This window comes from Bradyrhizobium sp. STM 3843 (assembly GCF_000239815.1).
In the GTDB taxonomy this organism is placed as follows: domain Bacteria; phylum Pseudomonadota; class Alphaproteobacteria; order Rhizobiales; family Xanthobacteraceae; genus Bradyrhizobium.
In genome coordinates this window covers 18,289-37,228 of record NZ_CAFK01000164.1, presented here as the reverse complement: position 1 = coordinate 37,228, position 18,940 = coordinate 18,289, and the positions used below count along the sequence as shown (strand labels likewise).

Genomic DNA, 18,940 nt, shown 5'->3' with positions numbered 1-18,940 from the left:
CGCCGAGCCATCTGAAACCAATCTTATGCGCTTTCCAGGCCGCGCCGGCGCGGCTTACACTTGACCTCGCGCGCGGCCCCATACGCGCGACATAACGAACAATATCGTCAAGGGAGAAACGCATGCTTCGGTTCGATGCCTGTTCGCCGCCGCTTGCCGTCCTAGCCACGGCTCTCTGCCTCGCTACGCCTGCGCACGCGCAGTCCGGTGACCCGATCAAGATCGGCGTGATCGCCGAGGTGCAGGCGATCGCCGGCGCCGCGACGCCGGGCGGCGCGCAGATCGCGGCCGACGAAATCAACGCCAAGGGCGGCGTGCTGGGCCGCAAGATCGAGATCGTCACCTATGACGACCACTCCTCCTCGGCAGACGCCGTGCGCGCCTTCCAGCGTGCCGCCAATGAGGACAAGGTGTCGGCCGTGATCGCGAGCTATATCAGCGAGGTGGTGCTGGCGCTGGAGCCCTGGGCAGCGCGGCTGAAGCTGCCGCTGATCACGCCGGGCGCGGCTTCGAACGAGATTACGAAAGCGATCCACAACGACTACGAAAAGAACAAATACACCTTCCACGGCTATCTGACCTCGGCCGCGCAGGCGCAGCTCGTCTGCGATGCCGCCAAGGATCTCCTGGCCGATCAGCTCAAGTTCAAGTCGGCCGCGATCATGAGCGAGGACGCAGCCTGGACCAAGCCGCTCGACATCGGCTACGAGGCCTGCCTGCCGAAGACCGGATTGAACGTCGTCGAGCACATCCGCTTCTCGCCTGACACCACCGACTTCACGCCGATCTTCAACAACATTGAAGCCAAGAAGCCGGATGTGATCGTCACCGGTATCTCCCATGTCGGCGTGCAGCCGACCGTGCAGTGGAAGAACCAGCAGGTGCCGGTGCCGATGTTCGGCATCAGCGCGCAGGCGCTCAGCCCGACCTTCTGGAATGATACAAACGGCGCCGCCGAGGGCGTGCCGTCGCTTGCCGTCGCGACGCCGGAAGTCGCGGTGACACCGAAGACCAAGCCGTTCGCTTCAGCCTTCAAGGCCAAGTTCGGCACGCCGCCGGCCTATACCGGCTACACCGGCTATGACGATGTCTACATCATCGCCGAGGCGATCCAGCGCGCCGGCTCGACCGATCCCGACAAGATGGTCACCGAGCTCGAGAAGACCAACTACGAAGGCACAATCGGCCGCCTCGCTTTCTACGGCAAGGACGACGAATTCACCCATGGGCTCAAGTCGGGCCCAGGCTATATTACCGGCCTCGTGTTCCAATGGCAGAACGGCAAGCAAGTCACGGTGTGGCCGCAGGCAATCGCCGAAGGGAAGCTGAAGTTTCCGGACTTCGTGAAGCTGTCGCAGTAGGCTCAGAGCCCCGAACAAACACGCTGCTACGAGCGTAGCAACGTGCCCGCCGAAGCCCTTGGGCATCGGCGGAGCAATCCAGATCTTATCTGTCGCGAGAGACCGCATATAAGCTGGGGAGCCCGTGCTCGGACTCCCCGAAGGCTACTTGATGAAGGCGTCTATCTCTGCTCGTCGCGGCGATGCCTCGCGCAAACTCTGTCCCTTGCTGCGCTCTTGAAAAGCGGGGCGTTTGGCAGCGTCAATGATAAGAGCCTGCGACGATCTGAGCGTTTGATAGTGCGACTACTTCTTCTTGCCCATCGTGGCCGCCGGCGGCTTCGCTGCTACCGCGGCGGGGCTGCCCGGGGGCGGCGGCAGGTACTTCGCGATGATTGCAGGATCGATCTGCGCCATCGCGGTGTCAGGCAAGCGCACCCAGGTCTCGTCCCGGCCAAGCAGCGAGATCCCGATATACCCACGCAGGGTCAGCGTCTGACCGTCGGGACTGAGCGTCATCTTGGCGCTGTAGATCTTGCCGTCGCGAGGATCCAGCACGTTGCCGTCCTCATAGACGAGGCCATCGCGCTTCATGTCGCGGATGAAGGAGATGCCGAGCCAGGGCGCGTTCTTGCGATCGTCGGTGCATTTGGCGCAGGTCGGGTTCGGCGCATCGTTTGGCTTCGGAAACAGTTTCGCCATCACGCCTTCGAAGACGCCGTTGTGATCGACAACGAGCACATAGAGCTTCGGCTCACCGTTCTCGACCTTCTGCCACAGGCCGGCGGCGGAAGGCTCGGCCGCCAGCGCCGGCCGCGCAACCAATGCGCCGGCGAGCAGAAAAGCGAGCGTGGCAAATGCCGCGACACGAGGCATCGACCGGAGCCGGGGAAACGCTGTCAGCATCATCATCTCACCTTGACCAATCCGCAAAAGCGAATGGCCGCAGAGTACGGCCATTTCGAGGATGGTGCCAGCCCATAGCAGGTCTTGCGCGGTTGTGAAATCTCACCCCGCTGGAAACATCCCGTTACAATTCGGCGGAATGAGTTCCAGTCGCGGGGACTTAGTTCACGCCGAGCTTCTTCTGCAGGCTCGATGAGGAGGTGGTGTATTGGAACACCAGGCGCTTCTCCGGATAGACGTAGCGGTGCGCCTTCTGCGCCATCAGCGCGCCCTCGTGGAAGCCGCACAGGATCAGCTTGATCTTGCCGGGATAGGTGTTGATGTCGCCGATCGCAAAGATGCCGGGCACGCTGGTTTCGAACGCCGAGGTCTCGACCGGGATCAGATTGTTCTCGAGCGCGATGCCCCAATCGCCGACGGGCCCGAGCTTCATTGTGAGCCCGAAGAACGGCAGCATCATATCGCAGGCGATCGTCTCGACCGCGTTGTCGTTGCCCTTGAGGGTGGCTGCCGTGAGTACCCCATCAGCGCCTTCAAGCGCGGTGACCTGGCCGATCCGAAGATCCATCTTGCCCGAGGCGACCAGCGCGCGCATCTGCTCGACGCTGTGGGGCGCGGCGCGAAAATCGTCGCGCCGGTGCACCAGCGTGATGCGCTTCGCGATCGGATGCAGATTGAGCGTCCAGTCGAGCGCGGAATCGCCGCCGCCGACGATGATGAGATTCTTGTCGCGGAACTGCTCCATCTTGCGCACGGCGTAGAACACAGACGTGCCCTCATAGGCCTCGATGCCGGGCACCGGGGGGCGCTTCGGCTGGAACGAGCCGCCGCCGGCGGCGATCACCACGACCTTGCATTCGAACACCTTGCCGGCATCGGTGGTGATGCGAAACCCGGGATCGCCGATCTTCTCGACCTTCTCCACCATCTCGCCGAGATGGAAGTTCGGATGGAACGGCTTGATCTGCTCCATCAGCTGATCAGTCAGGCCCTGCCCCGTGACCATCGGCACGCCCGGAATGTCGTAGATCGGCTTCTCCGGATAGAGCTCGGCACACTGGCCGCCGACCTTGTCCAGGATGTCGATCAGATGCGCCTTGATATCGAGCAGCCCCAGTTCAAACACGGCAAACAGTCCGCAAGGGCCCGCGCCAATGATCAGCACATCAGTCTTGATCGTTTCGCTCATATCGCTCTTCTCGTTGGGACGCCGCACAGGCATCGCGGCAGGTGGCGGTTCCGCATGTGTAGCCAAGGCGGCGTGGTCAGGGAAGGCAGAAAAGCCGGCCCCCGCCCGCGCCCGACTTGCGGCCATCGGCGTAGCGAGCTTTGAAGAGAGCGTGAATGATGGAGATCAATTGGTGACAGAGACCGCCCGCCACGACCAGACGCCTGATCTGGAGGACTTTCCCTATCGGCTCACCGACAACGTGCGCTTCGGCGACCTCGACCCCAATCAGCACGTCAACAATGCGGTTTATGCAACCTATTTCGAGACCGGCCGGGTGACGCTGATGAAGGACCCGCGACATGGTCTGACCCGGGAGGGGCTCGCCTGGATCATGGTGCGGCTCGATATGCATTTCCGTGCCGAGCTGCGCTGGCCGGGCACGATCGAGCTCGGATTGGGGGTGGTGAAGCTGGGCCGTACGTCAGTCACCTGCGAGCAGGTCGTGTTCTCCGAAGCTCGCTGCGTCGCTTCGGCCACTGCCGTGATGGTGCTGATCGACGAGGCGACGCGCCGACCCACACCACTGCCCGCCGGGCTCATCGAGGCCCTGCGCCCGTGGAGCCGCCGTGGCGTGGCGATCACGAAGCCAATGGCCTAGATGGGCACGAATTTGGGGATGCCGCAGAGATGGGTGGAAGAGCCGAAGGATCAGGCCTGACGCTCAGGAGTCGCGACGACCAGACCATCGAGCTCGTCGGACACCTTGATCTGGCACGACAGGCGCGAGTTCGGCCGCACGTCATAGCCGAAGTCCAGCATGTCCTCTTCCATCGGCGTCGGCGGCCCGACCTTCTCGCGCCAGGCTTCGTCGACATAGACATGGCAGGTGGCGCAGGCGCAGGCGCCGCCGCATTCGGCCTCGATGCCGGGGATGGCGTTGCGGATGGCCGCTTCCATCACGGTTGCGCCGTTCTCGATCTCCACGGTTCGGGATTCGCCGTTATGGTCGACAAAGGTAATCTTGGCCATGTTTGCTCGATGCTGCGGAGGGATGAAGTCGGGCTGTCCTATAACGGGTCGACCCGCCCCGCGCTAGTGCCGGTCCTGGATGGATTCCGACCTTGCGGCTGGCGTCAGAACGCCGCCAGCATTTCCGCAATCGCCATGCGGGCCTCGCCGACGGCTGCATCCAGCTCCGCCAGCGCAAAGGCCAGGGCGTGACTCGGCTCGCTCCCGCGAATGGCGCTCTCCAATGCCTCCGCGGCCTCGGCTACGGCGAGCGCACCGATCGCCCGGGCGGAGCCCTTCAGCGTATGGGCGAGCGCGCTGGCATCGTCCGGCATGGCCATCAATTGCGTGAGAATTCGGTCGGCCTGGGTGGCGAACATATCGAGCACCTCGCGCTCCAGATCGCGGTCGCCCAGCGTCATCCGCCTGAGCTGGTCGAGGCTGATCGGCCCATCATCGGGCACAAGCGGGGGCGAAGGCATCCATTCGATCCGATGCAGGTCTGGAGTCATGGCAGGCGTCTCGGGCAATCCGACCGCGCGGGCTTCGTCGTGAAGCCGCGGCCGCCCCAGCCAAGCACGGGAATGGTTAATGCTTCCTTAGCTGTAAATTGCCGCCGCTCCGCCTTGTTTCAGGCGCGCCGTCGCCTCAATTGAGGCCGAAACGGAATTTTCGGGACTTTCAAACGCGTTACCGGCGGGTCCTGTTAACGATGATTAAGAATCTCTTAATCGCGACCATTTCTTTCACCTCGCCCAGCCAATAGGATGCGGCTTGGATGGAGCGGGCTAGCCGGCAAGTGCCGCGCCTTGGCGCCCGCAGCGGGATGAATCCGGTTCCGAGCCTTGCGATGGGGCATTCGTGCGCGGCTCACCGGATCGCAAAAAAATACGACGAGGGCTCGGACTGAACATGGCGAACACCCCGAAAAAGGTCAAAGACCCGACTGAAGTTGCGCTGTCTGCCATTCAGGAGGCTTTGAACATCAGCGATACGGCCGCTCCGGAAGAACCGCAGGGTCCGAATCGTGCTGACGGGGCGCCGCCGATCATGCCGATCGGCCCGGCCTTCGGGGATTCCACGTTCGAGCTGCGTCCGGGCGCGGAGCGTCCAGCTTTTGACGAAAACGATGCGCCGCCCTTGATCGCGCGCCGTCCCGCCAATGACGACCGCGAAACCATCGGCCAACTGCTGCAGGCGATCCAGAAAGGACGGCCGTCCCGCGGCGTTTACACGATTGCGACCGCGTTCGCGGGCGTGTGGATCGTCGGCTGCGGCCTGCTGACGGTCGGCTTCCTGCCTTCGCTGCAGTCGGCGATCGGCCAGGGCGGCGGCGTTCTGGTGCTGGGCGGCTTGGCTGCGCTGTTCTTCGCGCCGGTGCTCTTGTTCTATTTCCTCGCGAGCCTCACCTGGCGCGGCCAGGAGCTGCGCATGATCGCGCAATCGATGGCCCAGGTTGCGATCCGCTTCTCGGAGCCGGAAGGCGCCGTCAGCGATTCGATCGTCACCGTCGGCCAGGCGATCCGCCGCGAGGTCGCCGCCATGGGCGACGGCGTGGAGCGCGCGATCGCCCGCGCCGGCGAACTGGAAATGCTGGTCGCCAACGAGGTCGCCGCGCTGGAGCGCGCCTATAGCGACAACGAGGTGCGGATCCGCGCGCTTCTGCAGGACATCGCTCATCAGCGAGACAACCTGGTCGGCCAGGCCGAGCAGGTCCGCAGCGCCATTTCCGGCGTGCAGATCGATCTGCGCCACGATATCGCGCTGATCTCGGACGCGATCGCCTCGCGCGTCGACGAGGTCGCCAAGAGCATCACCGGCGCGCTGGAGGAACGCGGCGCCCACATCACGGCCGCACTCGGCAATGCCGGCGACAACATGATCCTGGCGCTCGGCGAGCGCGGCGGCGACCTACTCGACCGGCTCGAGGAAGCCAGCGCCGAGACCACCCGCGCCGTGCTCGACGCCTCGGAGCGCCTGACCACGAGCCTCAATTTCAAGACCGGGCACGTCCACGACGAGTTCGCCGATCTGTCCGAGCGCGTCCATGACATGCTCAGCGAGCGCATCGACCGCATCACCGCGGAGTTCGAGCAGCGGGCTGCCGCGATCGTCGACGGCATTTCGGTGCGCACCGAACAAGTGCACGATTCGCTCAAGGCGTCCGGTGACTCGCTGCTGCTCGAACTCGAGCTGCGCGGCGGCGATCTCGTGAGCAAGATCGACGAGGCGAGCCAGCGGCTGTCGGGCCATATCGCCACGAGCGGCGAGAAGGCGAGCGAATCGCTCGATGCGACCGTCAACTCGCTGGTCGAGAAGGTGGTGAGCCAGACCGAGGCCGCGCACGACACGCTGTCCCTGCAGATGAGCGCGTTCGACGAGCTGGTGAAGAACCAGGGCACCGATCTTGCTGAACGGTTCGCCCGCGACTCCAGCACGCTGGGTGCGCTGATCACCCGCCACATCAGCGAATTCGACCGCACCGTGAAGACGTTCGGCGGCGACATCGTCGAGCGCATGGGCCAGCGGACCCAGGACATCACCGACAATCTGAAGACCTATGTCGACACGTTCGACAGCCGTCTTTCCTCGAATGGTGGCCAGATCACGGCTACGATGGATCAGCGTCTGTCGCAGTTCGAGACCACGCTCGAGGCGCGCATCACCAATCTCGATACCGCGCTTGAAAACAAGATCAGGTCGTTCCACGAGAATCTCGACGGCCGGTTGAGGACTCTCGAAGAGACTTTCGATTCGCGCGCAACCTCGGTCACCTCGACAGTGGAAGGCCGCCTGAACGCCCTCTCCTCGTCCCTGACCGACGGTGCCGCGCAGGTGCTGCATACGATCGACTCCCGTCTCACCGTGCTCACGTCCTCGCTGACCGACGGCGCGGCCCAGGCGATCCATTCGATCGACTCGCGGCTCACTTTGCTCACCTCCTCGCTCAGCGACGGCACGACGCAGGCACTCGACGCCATTGAGCAGCGCATCGCCGGTGTGTCGCAGACGATCGACGGCCGCACCGTGCAACTGACCGATACCGTCACGGCGCGGTTCCAGGATATCCACCAGAGCATCGAGACCAAGGTCGGCAGCATCGCCAGCGACATCGACCAGCGCGTGGCGCAGTTCGAGGACCTGCTGGGCACCCGCATCGAGGCCGTGGCCGGCCGGATCGAGAGCAGCGGACGTCAGGCGAGCGACGAGCTGATGACGCGCGCGGAGCTGTTGTCCGCGAGCATCAAGTCGCATGTCGAGGATGCCGAGCGCTCGCTGACCAATCTCGTGGTCAACACCAGCGAGACCGTCCAGACCGGCGCGCGTGCTGCACAGCAGGCGCTGCTCACCGTGTCGACCGACGTCGGCGCACAGCTGAAGACCACCTCGACCGAGGTGGAGCGTGCACTCACCAGCGCCGGCAGCGGGGCTGCCAATGCCATCCTGTCTAGCGCGCGCGACGCGCAGCTCACCTTGGTCACGGCCTCCGGCGACGCCGTGGGCCAGATCAAATCGCTGTCCGCCGATGTCGAGCGCACGCTGGCCACGGCAGGCTCGGCCACGGCCGCCTCGATTGTCGCCGGTGCGCGCGAAGCCCAGAACACGCTGGTTGCGGCCTCATCGGAAGCAGCCAACCAGGTCAAGACGCTCACCGCCGACGTCCAGCAATCGCTGTTGAGCGCCGGCGCTTCCACCGCGGAAGCCATCACCGGCAGCGCACATGAGGCCCAGAGCACCCTGGTCGCCGCGTCCTTGGAAGCCGCCGAACAGGTCAAGTCGTTGACATCCGACGTGCAGCGCTCGCTGTCGCTCGCCGGCACGACCACCGCGGAAGCCATCACCGGCGGTGCCCGCGAGGCGCAGACAACATTGATCAATGCGTCGTCGCAAGCCGCCAATCACGTCAAGTCGCTCGCCGCCGACGTGGAACGGACCATGTCGGCCGTGGGCACCAGCACGGCCGCCACGATCGTCAACAGCGTCCGTGACGTGCACACCAAGCTGGTCGCGGCGTCGACCGAGGCCTCCGACCACGTCAAATCGTTGGCATCCGACGTCGAACGCACCCTGGCCGCAGTCGGCACCAGCACGGCAGCCTCGATCGTCGGCAGCGCGCGCGACGTGCAGTCGACCCTGATGGTCGCGTCGAACGAGGCGGCCGAACATATCAAGTCGCTGGCTTCCGACGTCGAACGCACGCTGTCCGCAGTGGGCGCCGACACCGCAAGCGCGATCCTCAACAGCGCCCGTCAGGCTCAGACCTCGCTGACGGCGAGCTCCGCCGAGACCGCGGCCGCGGTGGTCGGCAGCGCACGCGAGGCGCAGGCCCTGTTGACCGCAACGTCGACCGACACCGCCGGCCAGCTCAAGACGATTTCCTCGGAGATCGAGCGCGCCATCAACGCGGTTGCGGCGAACACGACCGAGAACATCCAGACCAGCGCGATGAACGCGCAGAACATGCTGGTGACTGCGGTCAACGAGGTCAGCACGCGGGTGAAGTCGACGTCCACCGAGATCGAGCGCACGGTGATGACGGCAGGCACGTCCTTCGGGCAGGCGATGACCGGCAAGACCGACGAGATCGTGACCTATGTCCAGCAGCAGACCGAGAGGCTGTCGCAAGTCCTGGATGGCCGACGCGGGCAGCTGGTCGAGGCGCTTGGTTCCAAGACCAATCAGCTCACGATCGAGATCGATCGCGTCACCTCGGATGCGCTGAAATCGATCGAAACGCGCGGCCAGGCTTTCGCCAAGGCCGTGATGGGCAACGGCACCGAAGTCGCGCGCACGATCACCTCGGCAGGCGAGGTCGCGACCACCGCGATCGGCAAGTCGCTGAAGGAGCTGGAGCAGGCCTCGCGCGCGGCCATCGAGCAGTCGCGCCAGGTGTCGGTCGCCGCCGTCACCGAGATGCAGGAGACCAGCAAGATTCTGCGCACCGATACGGTGGCGCTGTTCGAGCGGCTGCGCGAGGGCAACATCCTGCTGCAGGAGGTGCTGACCGGCGCCCACGACAATCTCAATTCGCTCGAACGTGCGCTGGTCACCCGCGTGGCCGACTTCGTCTCGGCGATGAGCGACGTGACCTCGCGCAACGGCGCGGCGACCGAGACGCTTGAGGAGCAGCTCAGCGTCTTCAACGTCAAGACCTCGAAGGCGCTGGAAGATCTTGGCGCGCTATCACGTCAGTTCGACGCGCATGGCAAGGCCTTGATCGAGGCTGCGGCCGTGGTCGATCAGAGCAACCGCGACGCGAGCGTTTCGATCGGCGAGCGCAAAACGACGCTGGAATCCCTGATCACCACGATCGACCTCCGCACGGCCGATCTCGATCAGCGGCTGTCGCGCTTCACCACCCTGCTCGACGAGTCCTTGGCGGCCGCGGAGGAGCGCGCGCGCGACATCGCACGCGTCGTTGCCGAGACCGCGGGTGCCGGCTCGACGGCGATCAGCCGGCAGTTCGAAGCGATCCGGGCCACCACCGAGGAAGAGCGGCGGGTCACCACGGAATCGATGCAGGCGATCTACCAGCAGAGCACGCAGGAAGCGGATGCGATGTTCAAGCAGTCGGCGGAGAAGTTCGCCACGCTGGTCGCGAGCATGAAGCAGATGACCGCCGAGATGCAGCGCGAGCTGGACGCGACCCGCAACGAACTGCGCCGTGGCGTTCTGGAAATGCCGCAGGAGGCCGCCGAGAGCACCGCGCAGATGCGCAAGGTGATCGTCGACCAGATCGAGGCTCTGGCCGAGTTGAACCGGATCGTCGCCCATCACGGCCGCGGGCTCGACGTGGTCACTGCGGCCCGCACGCAAACCGCGACCGTCAGCGCCCCCGTCCGTCAGGAGGAGCCGATTGTTGCCGCCGCGGCTGGCGGACGTGCCGAGGTGCGCATGCGCGAGCCTGCGCCCACCACCAGCGCCGCCAATCTGCCGCCGCCCGACCTCGGCATGCAGCCGCCACCGCCGCCGCGCCGGGTCGAGGCACCGCCGATGGGACCGGCTGCGGATCAGGGCCGCGACACCTGGCTCTCCGATCTTCTCAACCGCGCCGACAGCAACGGCACCGGTCGCGAACAGCAGCGCGGCCGTGGTCCGGCCCCGCAGTCCGGCAATCCGCTGGAGTCGCTGTCGCTCGATATCGCCCGCCTGATGGACCGCGGTCTCGCGGCCGAGATGTGGGACCGCTATCAGCGCGGCGAGACCAAGGCCTTCACCAAGCGGCTCTACACGCCGGCCGGCCAGAAGGCGTTCGACGAGGTGGCGCGCAAATATCGCGCCGACCGTACCTTCAAGCAGACGGTCGACCGTTACATCACCGAGTTCGAGCGCCTGCTCGACGACGTGGCGCGCGACGACCGCAATCCGCAGGCGCTGCGCAACCAGCTGACCTCGGAGACCGGCTTGGTCTACACCCTGCTCGCCCATGCCGCCGGACGGCTGGCGTGACAGTGGGAATGGCGAGTAGCGATTGGCCAAATAGGAAGTAGCGAATAGAACAACGGAGGCCGCGCGGCCTCCGTTGTGTTTGAGGGACAAGCTGCGTTTGCGCAGACAAAGCGATCAGCGTGTGTCGCGCGCCCGCAATGATGCCGACGAGAGCAGGGCTCGCTGACAAGAAGCCCTATTCGCTCCTCGCCATTCGCCTCTCGCCTGCTCTCACCGCCGCCGATCGTTTGTGGCGCTTGGTGCCGGCTGCGAGGCCTGGGCGTTGCTGGCGCTGGAGCTGGCGCCGAACAGGACGCGGGTCGGGTTGCGGTCGAAATTGTTCACTGCGCGGCTGATGTCGCCGAGTGTCCGCCGGCCGTCCGTCATCAGCGCCCCCGACCGCTTGTCGAAATCCTCCGCCAGTTCGCGGATCGATTTGACGGTCAGCAGCAGTTCGCCGCCGTCCTTGCCGCCGGCGAGCGTATTGAGCCCGAGCATCAGGCTGTCGGCCTTGCCCATGATGCCATCGACCCGCGCCATCACGCCGTCGATCCGTTCGGAGTTGCGGGCCAGCGATTGGGTAAAGACCTCGAGGTTCTTGAGCGAGTTGCGGACCGCTTCCTGATTGTCGGCGACCACCCGATTGATGTTCTGCAGCGTGGCGCGGATCGCCTCGGTGACATCCTGCAGCCGGTTCGGATCGGCGCGCAGCACCGGCACGCCGTCTTCATCCAGCGGTGGGGGCGGCGCCGCCTCCTCGCCGCCCTTGAGCGAGATGGCGGCGATGCCGGTCAGCCCCTGAAACTCCAGCCCGACCAGAGTATCTTTCCGGATCGGAGCGCTGTTTTCGACCATCGCCAGCGCGACCACGCGGCGGGGGTTGTCGAGCTTGACCGAGATGACCTCGCCCACCCTGATACCATTGAAATTGACGCTGCCACCGTTGCGCAGGCCTGCGGCCGGACCTTCGAAGATCACGCGCAGCGGACCGCGCTGCTTGGTGGTGTGCAGGCTCTGAAACCAAAGGACGAAGCCGATCGCAGCCGCGATCACGGCCAGCGTGAACGAGCCGATCAGCACATAATTCGCCCGTGTTTCCATTACAGACTCCGGTACCTGTGCGCAGCCGCCTCAGGCCCTATCGCCATCGCGCTCGCTTCTTCGATGCCGCACTTCGGCACCAGACGTTTCGTCGACCCCTTCTGCCGCCAAAGCTGCCCGGGTCCGCATCACGCTATCCCATCACCGCGCGGGCGCGTTTGCCGTGGAAATACTGCCGCAGCCAGGGATGTTCGGAGGCCTGCATGTCAGCCATCGATCCTGCGGCAATGACTTTACCATCGCCTAAAACGGCGATGCGATCACAGGCCGTATGCAGACTGTCCAGGTCGTGGGTTACCATGAAAACGGTCAGGCCCAAAGTGCGCTGCAGGGTGCGCACCAGTTCGTCAAAATCGCCCGCGCCGATCGGATCAAGTCCGGAGGTCGGCTCGTCCAGGAACACCAGTTCCGGATCAAGCGCGAGCGCACGCGCCAGCGCGACACGTTTGATCATGCCGCCCGACAGCTCGCTCGGAAACCGGTCGGCGACCTCGGGTTTCAGCCCCACCATCACGAGCTTCGCGACCATGATCTCGTCCAGCAGGCGCTGCGAAACCTTGAGATATTCGCGCGCCGGAAACTGGATGTTCTGGCGCACGGAGAGCGAAGAGAACAAGGCGCCCTGCTGGAAGAGCACCCCCCACCGCCGTTCGATTGAACGGCGAGTCGCCGAATCGGCAGCATCGAGGTCGACCCCAAACACCTCGATGTTGCCTGAGAGCTTCGGCACGAGCCCGATAATGGTGCGGGTGAGCACGGATTTGCCGGCGCCGGAAGGGCCGACGAACCCTAAGATTTCGCCGCGCTTGACGTCGAGATCGAGCCCGTCGAGCACGCGGGTCCTGCCGAACTGGACGGTGACGTCACGCACGCGGATGATAGCGTCGGGCGATTGTTCCACCGTCATGGTCACATTCCGACCGCCGCGAAGAAGATCGCGAATACGCCGTCCATGACGATGACGAAGAAGATGCCCTTCACCACCGACGAGGTGGTGTGGCGCCCGAGCGACTCCGCGCTGCCCTGGACTGCGAGCCCCTCGACGCAGGCGACGATGCCGATGACGGCGGCCATGACCGGCGCCTTGAGCAGCCCGACCTTGAAATGATCGATCGAGATCGCGTCGCGAAGTCGCAGCAGGAAGGCCTCGGGTTGAACGCCCCCGTAGAGCCAGGCCACCAGCCCGCCGCCATAGAGCGCGGCAATGTCACCCAGAAAGGCCAGGATCGGCAGCGCAATCACCAGCGCCAGCATCCGCGGAAGAATCAGGACCTCGATCGGATCGAAGCCCATCGTGCGCAGCGCGTCGATCTCCTCGCGCATCTTCATCGAGCCGAGTTCAGCCGTGTAGGCACTCCCCGAACGTCCTGCGATCATGATCGCCACCAGCAGCACGCCGATTTCGCGCAACACCAGCACGCCGAGCATGTCGACGACGAAGATGTCGGCGCCGAACCGGCGGAAATGAAAGATGCCCTGCTGGGCGATGATGCAGCCGATCAGGAAGGTGATCAGCACGATGATCGGGACGGCCCGCCAGCATACCTGTTCCAGATGATGGACGGTCGAGGTCAGGCGGAAACTCCGCGGATGGAGAAACACGCGGGCGCTGGCGACGATGACGGCGCCCAGCATATCGATCAGGGCCGCGATCGTGCCGAAGACGCCGGCGACGGTACGGCCGATCTGATCCAGCATCCCGGCGACGGTGACCGCCGCGGCCTCATCGTCGGGCGCAGGCGTTACCCGACGGACTTCGTCGACCAGGCTCGCATAAGTGGCGGACAGGCCATCGACCTTTGCTTCGACGGTGCCGCGCGTGAAACTGCGCCGCAGCCGCTCGATCAGCCAGGCCCCGAAGGTGTCGAGCTTGGAGATCTCTGACACATCGATCGATACGTCAGGCTTGGAGCCCGCGAGCTTCTCCGCCTCGGCGACCAGCTTCTCGAGCGACGGGGCAAACGACGCCGTCCACGCGCCGGAGGCGCGCAGCATCAATGCGTCGCCCTGAGCGTTCCGTTCCAGAGTCGGGCCGCTTTTCATGCCGACCGCCTCAAGCCCAACCGTCCGCTTTTCGATGACAACAGTTCGCGCACGGCGCTATCACCTTGTCGAACACCGGCCCAACCAGCCATAGTCGGTCGCGCCCCGCAAGCCCACGATTCCAAAATCGCGAACTTTTTAAATGACTTCCACCAATTCTCCAAACCTGATCGGAAACATCGAGCAATGGCCGATCGCCGGCAGCTTTACGATCAGCCGCGGCGCCAAGACCGAAGCGGTCGTCGTCGTGGCGGAAGTGAGGCAGAATGGTTTCGTCGGTCGCGGCGAATGTGTGCCCTACCCGCGCTATGGCGAGACGCCGGAGGCCGCGCTCACCGCCTTGCAGGCGATGCAGGAGGCGGTGGCGGTCGGGCTTGATCGGATGGCGCTTCAAGCTGCGATGCCCGCCGGCGCCGCCCGCAACGCAGTGGATTGTGCATTGCTGGACCTTGAGGCCAAGCGAAGCGGCCGGCGCGTTTGGGACCTGCTCGGCCGACGGGCCCCCGAGCCTTGCGTGACCGCGTACACGATTTCGCTGGGCTCGCCGCAAGTGATGGCGGAGGCAGCTTCCAGGGCGGCCCATCGTCCCCTGTTGAAGATCAAGCTCGGGGGCGATGGTGATGGCGAGCGCATCCGGCAGGTGCGCAAAGCAGCCCCGCAATCGCAACTGATCGTCGATGCCAATGAGGCGTGGACGGAAACAAATCTGGAAAAAAATCTCGCAGCCTGCGCCACCGCCGGCGTGACCTTGGTGGAGCAGCCGCTGCCCGCCGGCAACGACCAGGCATTGGCGCGGATCGATCGGCCGCTGATGGTTTGCGCCGACGAGAGCGTGCACGATCGCACCTCATTGGAGGCGCTCCGCGATCGCTATGACGCCGTCAACATCAAGCTCGACAAGACGGGCGGCCTCACCGAAGCGCTTGCGATGGCCGATGCCGCGCGCACGCTCGGCTTCGACATCATGGTCGGCTGCATGGTCGCGACCTCGCTGTCAATGGCGCCGGCGATGCTGCTAACGCCGCAGGCACGATTCGTCGATCTGGATGGCCCGCTGTTACTGGCAAGCGACCGTGACAACGGCCTGCTTTATGAGGACAGCCTGGTCTATCCGCCCGACGCGGTGCTGTGGGGGTGACGCCTCAAACGCGCGCGTGTCAGCCATATCAGCGCACCGCCGAGCGCAGCCATCCCCGCCATGACGTAATAGACGCCTTGCCCGAAATGCGCATAGACGGGCCCCGACATGGCCGATGCCGCCGAGCCAACGATGCCGGTCGATGCGGCGTAGTAGCCCTGCCCCCGCGCAGTCATATGTGCCGGCACATATCGGACCAACAGCCCCATCGTCCCGACCAGAGTTAGTCCAAAGGTGAAGCCGTGGCTGATCTGAACCGCGGCGAGGCCAATCGCATACGGCTCCTGTGCGGTCAGCACCCAACGCAGCGTGGCGGCCACTGCACCGATCACGACAAGATTGGCGGGGGCGAGCGTGAAGCGCGGCGACAGCGCAAAGACCACGATCTCGGCGATAACACCCAAGGTCCAAAGCCAGCCGATGGTGAGGCCGCCGAAGCCCCGAGCCTGCCAATCGATCGCGGAGAACGCATAGTAGGCAGCGTGGCTGCCCTGCACCAGCGCCGCCGACAGGATGATGCAGATGAAGTCCACATCGCGCAGCAGGCGGCCGCCTTCGTGCCGGGCTTCCGGTGTCCGCGGCGGCTGCTTCAGGGATTGGAGTCCGAGGCTGCCCCCGACACCAAGGAAACCTGCGCCGACGATGATCCAGATCAGCTGCTGAGGCGGAATCAGATCGGCCAAGCCTCCGCACAATAGCGTCCCGATGATGAAGGCCACTGATCCCCATAGCCGCAAGCGACCGTAATTCAGCCCGAAGCTCAATACGCCCCGTAAGGCATAGGCATCCGTGAGTGGCACCAGCGGCGTCCAGCAACAGCAGGTCACGACATAGATCGGGAAGACCAACCACGGCAGGTATTGGGTGCCGAGCAGTGCAAATCCGGTCGCCGTGGCAGCGGCCGTCAACCTCATGGCGCCGCGCAGGGCATGGCGGCGCTCGGCAAGCGCGGTGATGGCAGGCAGCACGGTGAAGCGCGTGACCGCCGGGACCGCGATGATGATGCCGATCCAGGAGGCGTCCAGCCCGATCGCCCGCAGCCAGACCGGAAAAAACGGCAGATGGGTGCCCGAGAGCAGGAAGGCGGCGCCATAGAACAGCCCCAGCCGGAGCGCGAATCGGCGCGACGCGGCAGGCGATGCAATGGGGATTTGTCGGGCGGACTGCATCAATTCAATTGCGATTCGGTCAATATCGTGATGATCGTTATGCCAACGTGCAGCAATTTGCGCGACGAGTTTGCCATGGCCGATGACGTCTTCGCCCTTTCGCCGATCTCCGCCCGCGCGGCCCAGCCGAGCGAGGCCGACTATGAGGCGATCCGCGATGCATTCATGGAAACGTCGCGGGGCCGCTGGTTTCTCGGCGAATATGCCAAGCGCAACCGCAACGCGGACACCAGCATGGTGCTGGATGCGGTCGCCCGCATCGAGCATGCGCTCGCGACGCGCGAACAGCAGCAGGAGCAGGAACAGGTCGACGAGCGGGCGCTGCCGGAAGCCTTGGCAGCGATTCGCGGTGCGGTCGAGGAGGCAGCGCTAGCCACCGCCGCGGCGGTCGATCGCCTGGCGCTGGAGCGGAATCTGGCGCCGGTCCGCAAGGGAACCCGGATCATCAAGGAGATCTCCTGGCGATGGCGCGAGATCGGGGCTGATTCGCGGATTTGCGATCTGATCGATACCCAGATCGTGGCGATCGAGGCCGCCTGCGACCAGCTCACGAGCGCCGATCCGAAGGCCGCGCTGCTGGCGGCCTTCGAGATCATCAAGGCTCGGCTGAACGCCTTTGACGACAGCGAGGCTGCCATCGGGCCGGCCTCGGATGAGAGCGCCGGGGCAGAAGGCGATATCCCAGCGAATGGCGATACCGCTGCCGCGACAGAGCCGCCACGAGCCGAAGCCGTAGCGCTCGAAGCGAGCGCGCCAGCGGAGGCCGGTATCGCCCCGCTTCCGCTGGAAGCTGCCGCCAGCGCGGTGGAGCTTGCCGACGCAGTGCTGCAACCAGCGACTGCCGCGGCGCCCGAAGTTTTCGCCGAATCGGCAGCGCCCGCGCAGATCAAACAGCACGTTGCTTCAGTGTCTGTTGGCGCGCTGCCGCGGGTCGAACTCGATCGAGCGCCGGCTTCCGGCGAAGTCGAGTTCGACCAGCCCCAAGCAACCCTTGAAGTCGCGGTTGAAGCCGCTGAGATCGCGGTTGAGACCAACGCCGCAAGCATCGACGTCGCCGCGCCGGAAATGGACGCCGCGGCAGCGGATGCGCATGACGAAGCGGTGCTCGAGCTGGTCGCGGCGGAAATGGCGGCGCCTGACCTGATCGAGGATGACGACCTCACGCGCGTCCCCACCATTGGCTTCGACATCCAGGAACCGAGCTCGGTCGACGACGACATCGTCGCCACCTTTGCCGAGCCGCATGCGCCCGAGCCGGTCGTTGCGCAGGCCTCCGTTGCAACACCGCCCGCCGCGGCTGCATCCGCGCCAGTCGTCGCACCGGAGCCGCGGGTCGTGACCGTCGCACCCGAACCGGTGCCGGCCGCTCCGGTCATCGCTGAGCCGCCGAAGCCTGCACCACCACTTGCGCCCCAGCCGGCCGTCGCGGCGACCGCTGCAGCGACGGTTCAGGCGATGCCCAAACCGTCTTACGAAGCGTCGCTGGGATCGACGCTGCTGGCCAACGGCCTGTTGCAGCGCAAGCAGAATGCCCCGAATGACCCGCTGACGCCGATCCGGCGCATGACGCAGCCGGAGAAGGTCGCTTTCTTCTCCTAAAGCAGCGTCAGCCCGCCTACCTGACTCCGACCCCGGCCTCGGACCTCAAGCGATCAGCCGGGCGTAAAGATCGGCATCGACATTGCCGCCCGACAGCACGATCACGACGGTCTTGCCGGCGACATCCATCCGACCGGCAAGAAGCGCCGCCAATCCCACCGCCCCGCCCGGCTCGACGACCAGCTTCAATTCGCGGAAGGCAAAGCCGATGGCACGCCCGACCTCCTCGTCCGAGGCGGAGACGGCGCCCGACAGCAGCCGGCCGTTGATGGCAAACGTGATCTCGCCGGGCATCGCCGCCATCAGTGCGTCGCAGATGGTGCGGCCCTTGGCGTCATGTGCGACCCGCTGGCCGGCGCGCAGCGAGCGGGCGTGGTCGTCGAACCCTTCCGGCTCAGCGACGATCATGTCGGCTTGCGGAAACTTCGCCTTGACCGCTGTCGAAACGCCGGCCACCAGGCCGCCGCCGGAGGCCGGCACCACGACGACGTCAGGCGCGAGCCCGAGCGAAGCGAGATCCTCGGCGATCTCGCGGCCGACCGTGCCTTGGCCGGCAATCACCAGCGGATCGTCGTAAGGCGGCACCACCGTCGACCCGCGCTTGCCGGCGATCTCGCGCGCGATCGCCTCGCGGTCCTCGCGATCCCGGTCGTACAGCACGACCTCGGCGCCAAACCCCTTGGTGCGCTCGCGCTTGGCGGCCGGCGCGTCCTGCGGCATCACGATGGTCGCCTGCATCTTCAGAAGCTGCGCCGCATGCGCGACGCCCTGGGCATGATTGCCCGAGGAGAACGCGACCACGCCATTGCCCCGCGCGCTGTCGGGAATCGAAGCCAGCTTGTTGTAGGCGCCGCGGAACTTGAACGAGCCGGTCCGCTGCAGCACTTCGGGCTTGACGAACACAGTCGCGTTCAGCCGCTCGCTCAGCACCGGCGCGGCCAGCAAGGGCGTGCGCACCGCGACGGGGGCGAGCACGCGCGCGGCCGCGTCGATATCGGCAGCGGTGACGGTGGGGATCGAGGTCTGGACTGTCATG

General features: G+C 65.3%; 14 protein-coding genes. 5 read left to right on the top strand and 9 right to left on the bottom strand.

Annotation, left to right across the window (positions count from 1 at the left end):
* Positions 1–122: 122 nt before the first annotated feature.
* On the top strand, positions 123–1,361 hold the full coding sequence (locus tag BRAS3843_RS17795) for an ABC transporter substrate-binding protein (RefSeq protein WP_008970366.1): 1,239 nt from the start codon (positions 123–125) through the stop codon (positions 1,359–1,361).
* 285 nt (positions 1,362–1,646) lie between these two features.
* On the opposite strand, the gene BRAS3843_RS17790 is transcribed toward BRAS3843_RS17795, so the two are convergent.
* Together BRAS3843_RS17790 and BRAS3843_RS17785 are read right to left on the bottom strand one after the other, a co-directional pair.
* Positions 1,647–2,246 (bottom strand): DUF2147 domain-containing protein, encoded by a 600-nt coding sequence (locus tag BRAS3843_RS17790; RefSeq protein ID WP_008970365.1) that lies wholly within the window; start codon positions 2,244–2,246, stop codon positions 1,647–1,649.
* A 160-nt stretch (positions 2,247–2,406) separates the two neighbouring features.
* Entirely contained in the window at positions 2,407–3,435 is a 1,029-nt protein-coding gene (locus BRAS3843_RS17785; RefSeq protein ID WP_008970364.1) for an NAD(P)/FAD-dependent oxidoreductase, read from the bottom strand.
* A gap of 172 nt (positions 3,436–3,607) precedes the next feature.
* Between BRAS3843_RS17785 and BRAS3843_RS17780 the strand changes: the two genes are divergently transcribed.
* Complete coding sequence (locus BRAS3843_RS17780; protein WP_008970363.1) at positions 3,608–4,075, top strand: thioesterase family protein; 468 nt, start codon at positions 3,608–3,610, stop codon at positions 4,073–4,075.
* Positions 4,076–4,125: 50 nt separating this feature from the next.
* Here the strand turns inward: BRAS3843_RS17780 and BRAS3843_RS17775 are convergent, their stop codons facing one another.
* Entirely contained in the window at positions 4,126–4,446 is a 321-nt protein-coding gene (locus tag BRAS3843_RS17775) for a 2Fe-2S iron-sulfur cluster-binding protein (RefSeq protein WP_008970362.1), read from the bottom strand.
* 104 nt (positions 4,447–4,550) lie between these two features.
* Positions 4,551–4,907, bottom strand: coding sequence for an Hpt domain-containing protein (locus BRAS3843_RS17770; protein ID WP_035982023.1), 357 nt, complete (start codon positions 4,905–4,907; stop codon positions 4,551–4,553).
* A gap of 430 nt (positions 4,908–5,337) precedes the next feature.
* Here BRAS3843_RS17770 and BRAS3843_RS17765 point away from each other — a divergent pair, with 430 nt between their 5' ends.
* Complete coding sequence (locus tag BRAS3843_RS17765) at positions 5,338–10,875, top strand: hypothetical protein (RefSeq protein WP_008970359.1); 5,538 nt, start codon at positions 5,338–5,340, stop codon at positions 10,873–10,875.
* 210 nt (positions 10,876–11,085) lie between these two features.
* On the opposite strand, the gene BRAS3843_RS17760 is transcribed toward BRAS3843_RS17765, so the two are convergent.
* The 3 genes from BRAS3843_RS17760 to BRAS3843_RS17750 form a co-directional block, all read right to left on the bottom strand.
* Complete coding sequence (locus tag BRAS3843_RS17760; RefSeq protein ID WP_008970358.1) at positions 11,086–11,955, bottom strand: MlaD family protein; 870 nt, start codon at positions 11,953–11,955, stop codon at positions 11,086–11,088.
* Positions 11,956–12,088: 133 nt separating this feature from the next.
* A complete protein-coding gene (locus tag BRAS3843_RS17755; protein WP_008970357.1) occupies positions 12,089–12,862 on the bottom strand; it encodes an ABC transporter ATP-binding protein in 774 nt (257 codons plus the stop codon).
* Positions 12,863–12,864: 2 nt separating this feature from the next.
* Positions 12,865–13,998, bottom strand: coding sequence for an ABC transporter permease (locus BRAS3843_RS17750; RefSeq protein WP_008970356.1), 1,134 nt, complete (start codon positions 13,996–13,998; stop codon positions 12,865–12,867).
* 142 nt (positions 13,999–14,140) lie between these two features.
* Here BRAS3843_RS17750 and dgcA point away from each other — a divergent pair, with 142 nt between their 5' ends.
* Positions 14,141–15,136: an N-acetyl-D-Glu racemase DgcA gene (dgcA, locus tag BRAS3843_RS17745; protein WP_008970355.1), complete on the top strand. Its 996-nt coding sequence runs from the start codon at positions 14,141–14,143 to the stop codon at positions 15,134–15,136.
* Here dgcA and BRAS3843_RS17740 read toward each other — a convergent pair.
* Complete coding sequence (locus BRAS3843_RS17740) at positions 15,106–16,305, bottom strand: MFS transporter (RefSeq protein ID WP_008970354.1); 1,200 nt, start codon at positions 16,303–16,305, stop codon at positions 15,106–15,108. The two genes, dgcA and BRAS3843_RS17740, sit on opposite strands and share 31 nt — an antisense overlap.
* A 75-nt stretch (positions 16,306–16,380) precedes the next feature.
* Between BRAS3843_RS17740 and BRAS3843_RS17735 the strand changes: the two genes are divergently transcribed.
* Entirely contained in the window at positions 16,381–17,904 is a 1,524-nt protein-coding gene (locus tag BRAS3843_RS17735) for a hypothetical protein (protein WP_008970353.1), read from the top strand.
* A 45-nt stretch (positions 17,905–17,949) separates the two neighbouring features.
* On the opposite strand, the gene BRAS3843_RS17730 is transcribed toward BRAS3843_RS17735, so the two are convergent.
* Entirely contained in the window at positions 17,950–18,939 is a 990-nt protein-coding gene (locus BRAS3843_RS17730) for a threonine/serine dehydratase (protein ID WP_008970352.1), read from the bottom strand.
* Between the last annotated feature and the right edge of the window lies 1 nt (position 18,940).

What these genes read in the sequence shown, in the direction of transcription:
- BRAS3843_RS17795 (WP_008970366.1), top strand. Translation starts at nt 123, where the DNA reads ATGCTTCGGTTCGATGCCTGTTCGCCGCCGCTTGCCGTCCTAGCCACG.
- BRAS3843_RS17790 (WP_008970365.1), bottom strand. Translation starts at nt 2,246, where the DNA reads ATGCTGACAGCGTTTCCCCGGCTCCGGTCGATGCCTCGTGTCGCGGCA.
- BRAS3843_RS17785 (WP_008970364.1), bottom strand. Translation starts at nt 3,435, where the DNA reads ATGAGCGAAACGATCAAGACTGATGTGCTGATCATTGGCGCGGGCCCT.
- BRAS3843_RS17775 (WP_008970362.1), bottom strand. Translation starts at nt 4,446, where the DNA reads ATGGCCAAGATTACCTTTGTCGACCATAACGGCGAATCCCGAACCGTG.
- BRAS3843_RS17770 (WP_035982023.1), bottom strand. Translation starts at nt 4,907, where the DNA reads ATGCCTTCGCCCCCGCTTGTGCCCGATGATGGGCCGATCAGCCTCGAC.
- BRAS3843_RS17765 (WP_008970359.1), top strand. Translation starts at nt 5,338, where the DNA reads ATGGCGAACACCCCGAAAAAGGTCAAAGACCCGACTGAAGTTGCGCTG.
- BRAS3843_RS17760 (WP_008970358.1), bottom strand. Translation starts at nt 11,955, where the DNA reads ATGGAAACACGGGCGAATTATGTGCTGATCGGCTCGTTCACGCTGGCC.
- BRAS3843_RS17755 (WP_008970357.1), bottom strand. Translation starts at nt 12,862, where the DNA reads ATGACGGTGGAACAATCGCCCGACGCTATCATCCGCGTGCGTGACGTC.
- BRAS3843_RS17750 (WP_008970356.1), bottom strand. Translation starts at nt 13,998, where the DNA reads ATGAAAAGCGGCCCGACTCTGGAACGGAACGCTCAGGGCGACGCATTG.
- dgcA (WP_008970355.1), top strand. Translation starts at nt 14,141, where the DNA reads ATGACTTCCACCAATTCTCCAAACCTGATCGGAAACATCGAGCAATGG.
- BRAS3843_RS17740 (WP_008970354.1), bottom strand. Translation starts at nt 16,305, where the DNA reads ATGCAGTCCGCCCGACAAATCCCCATTGCATCGCCTGCCGCGTCGCGC.
- BRAS3843_RS17735 (WP_008970353.1), top strand. Translation starts at nt 16,381, where the DNA reads ATGGCCGATGACGTCTTCGCCCTTTCGCCGATCTCCGCCCGCGCGGCC.
- BRAS3843_RS17730 (WP_008970352.1), bottom strand. Translation starts at nt 18,939, where the DNA reads ATGACAGTCCAGACCTCGATCCCCACCGTCACCGCTGCCGATATCGAC.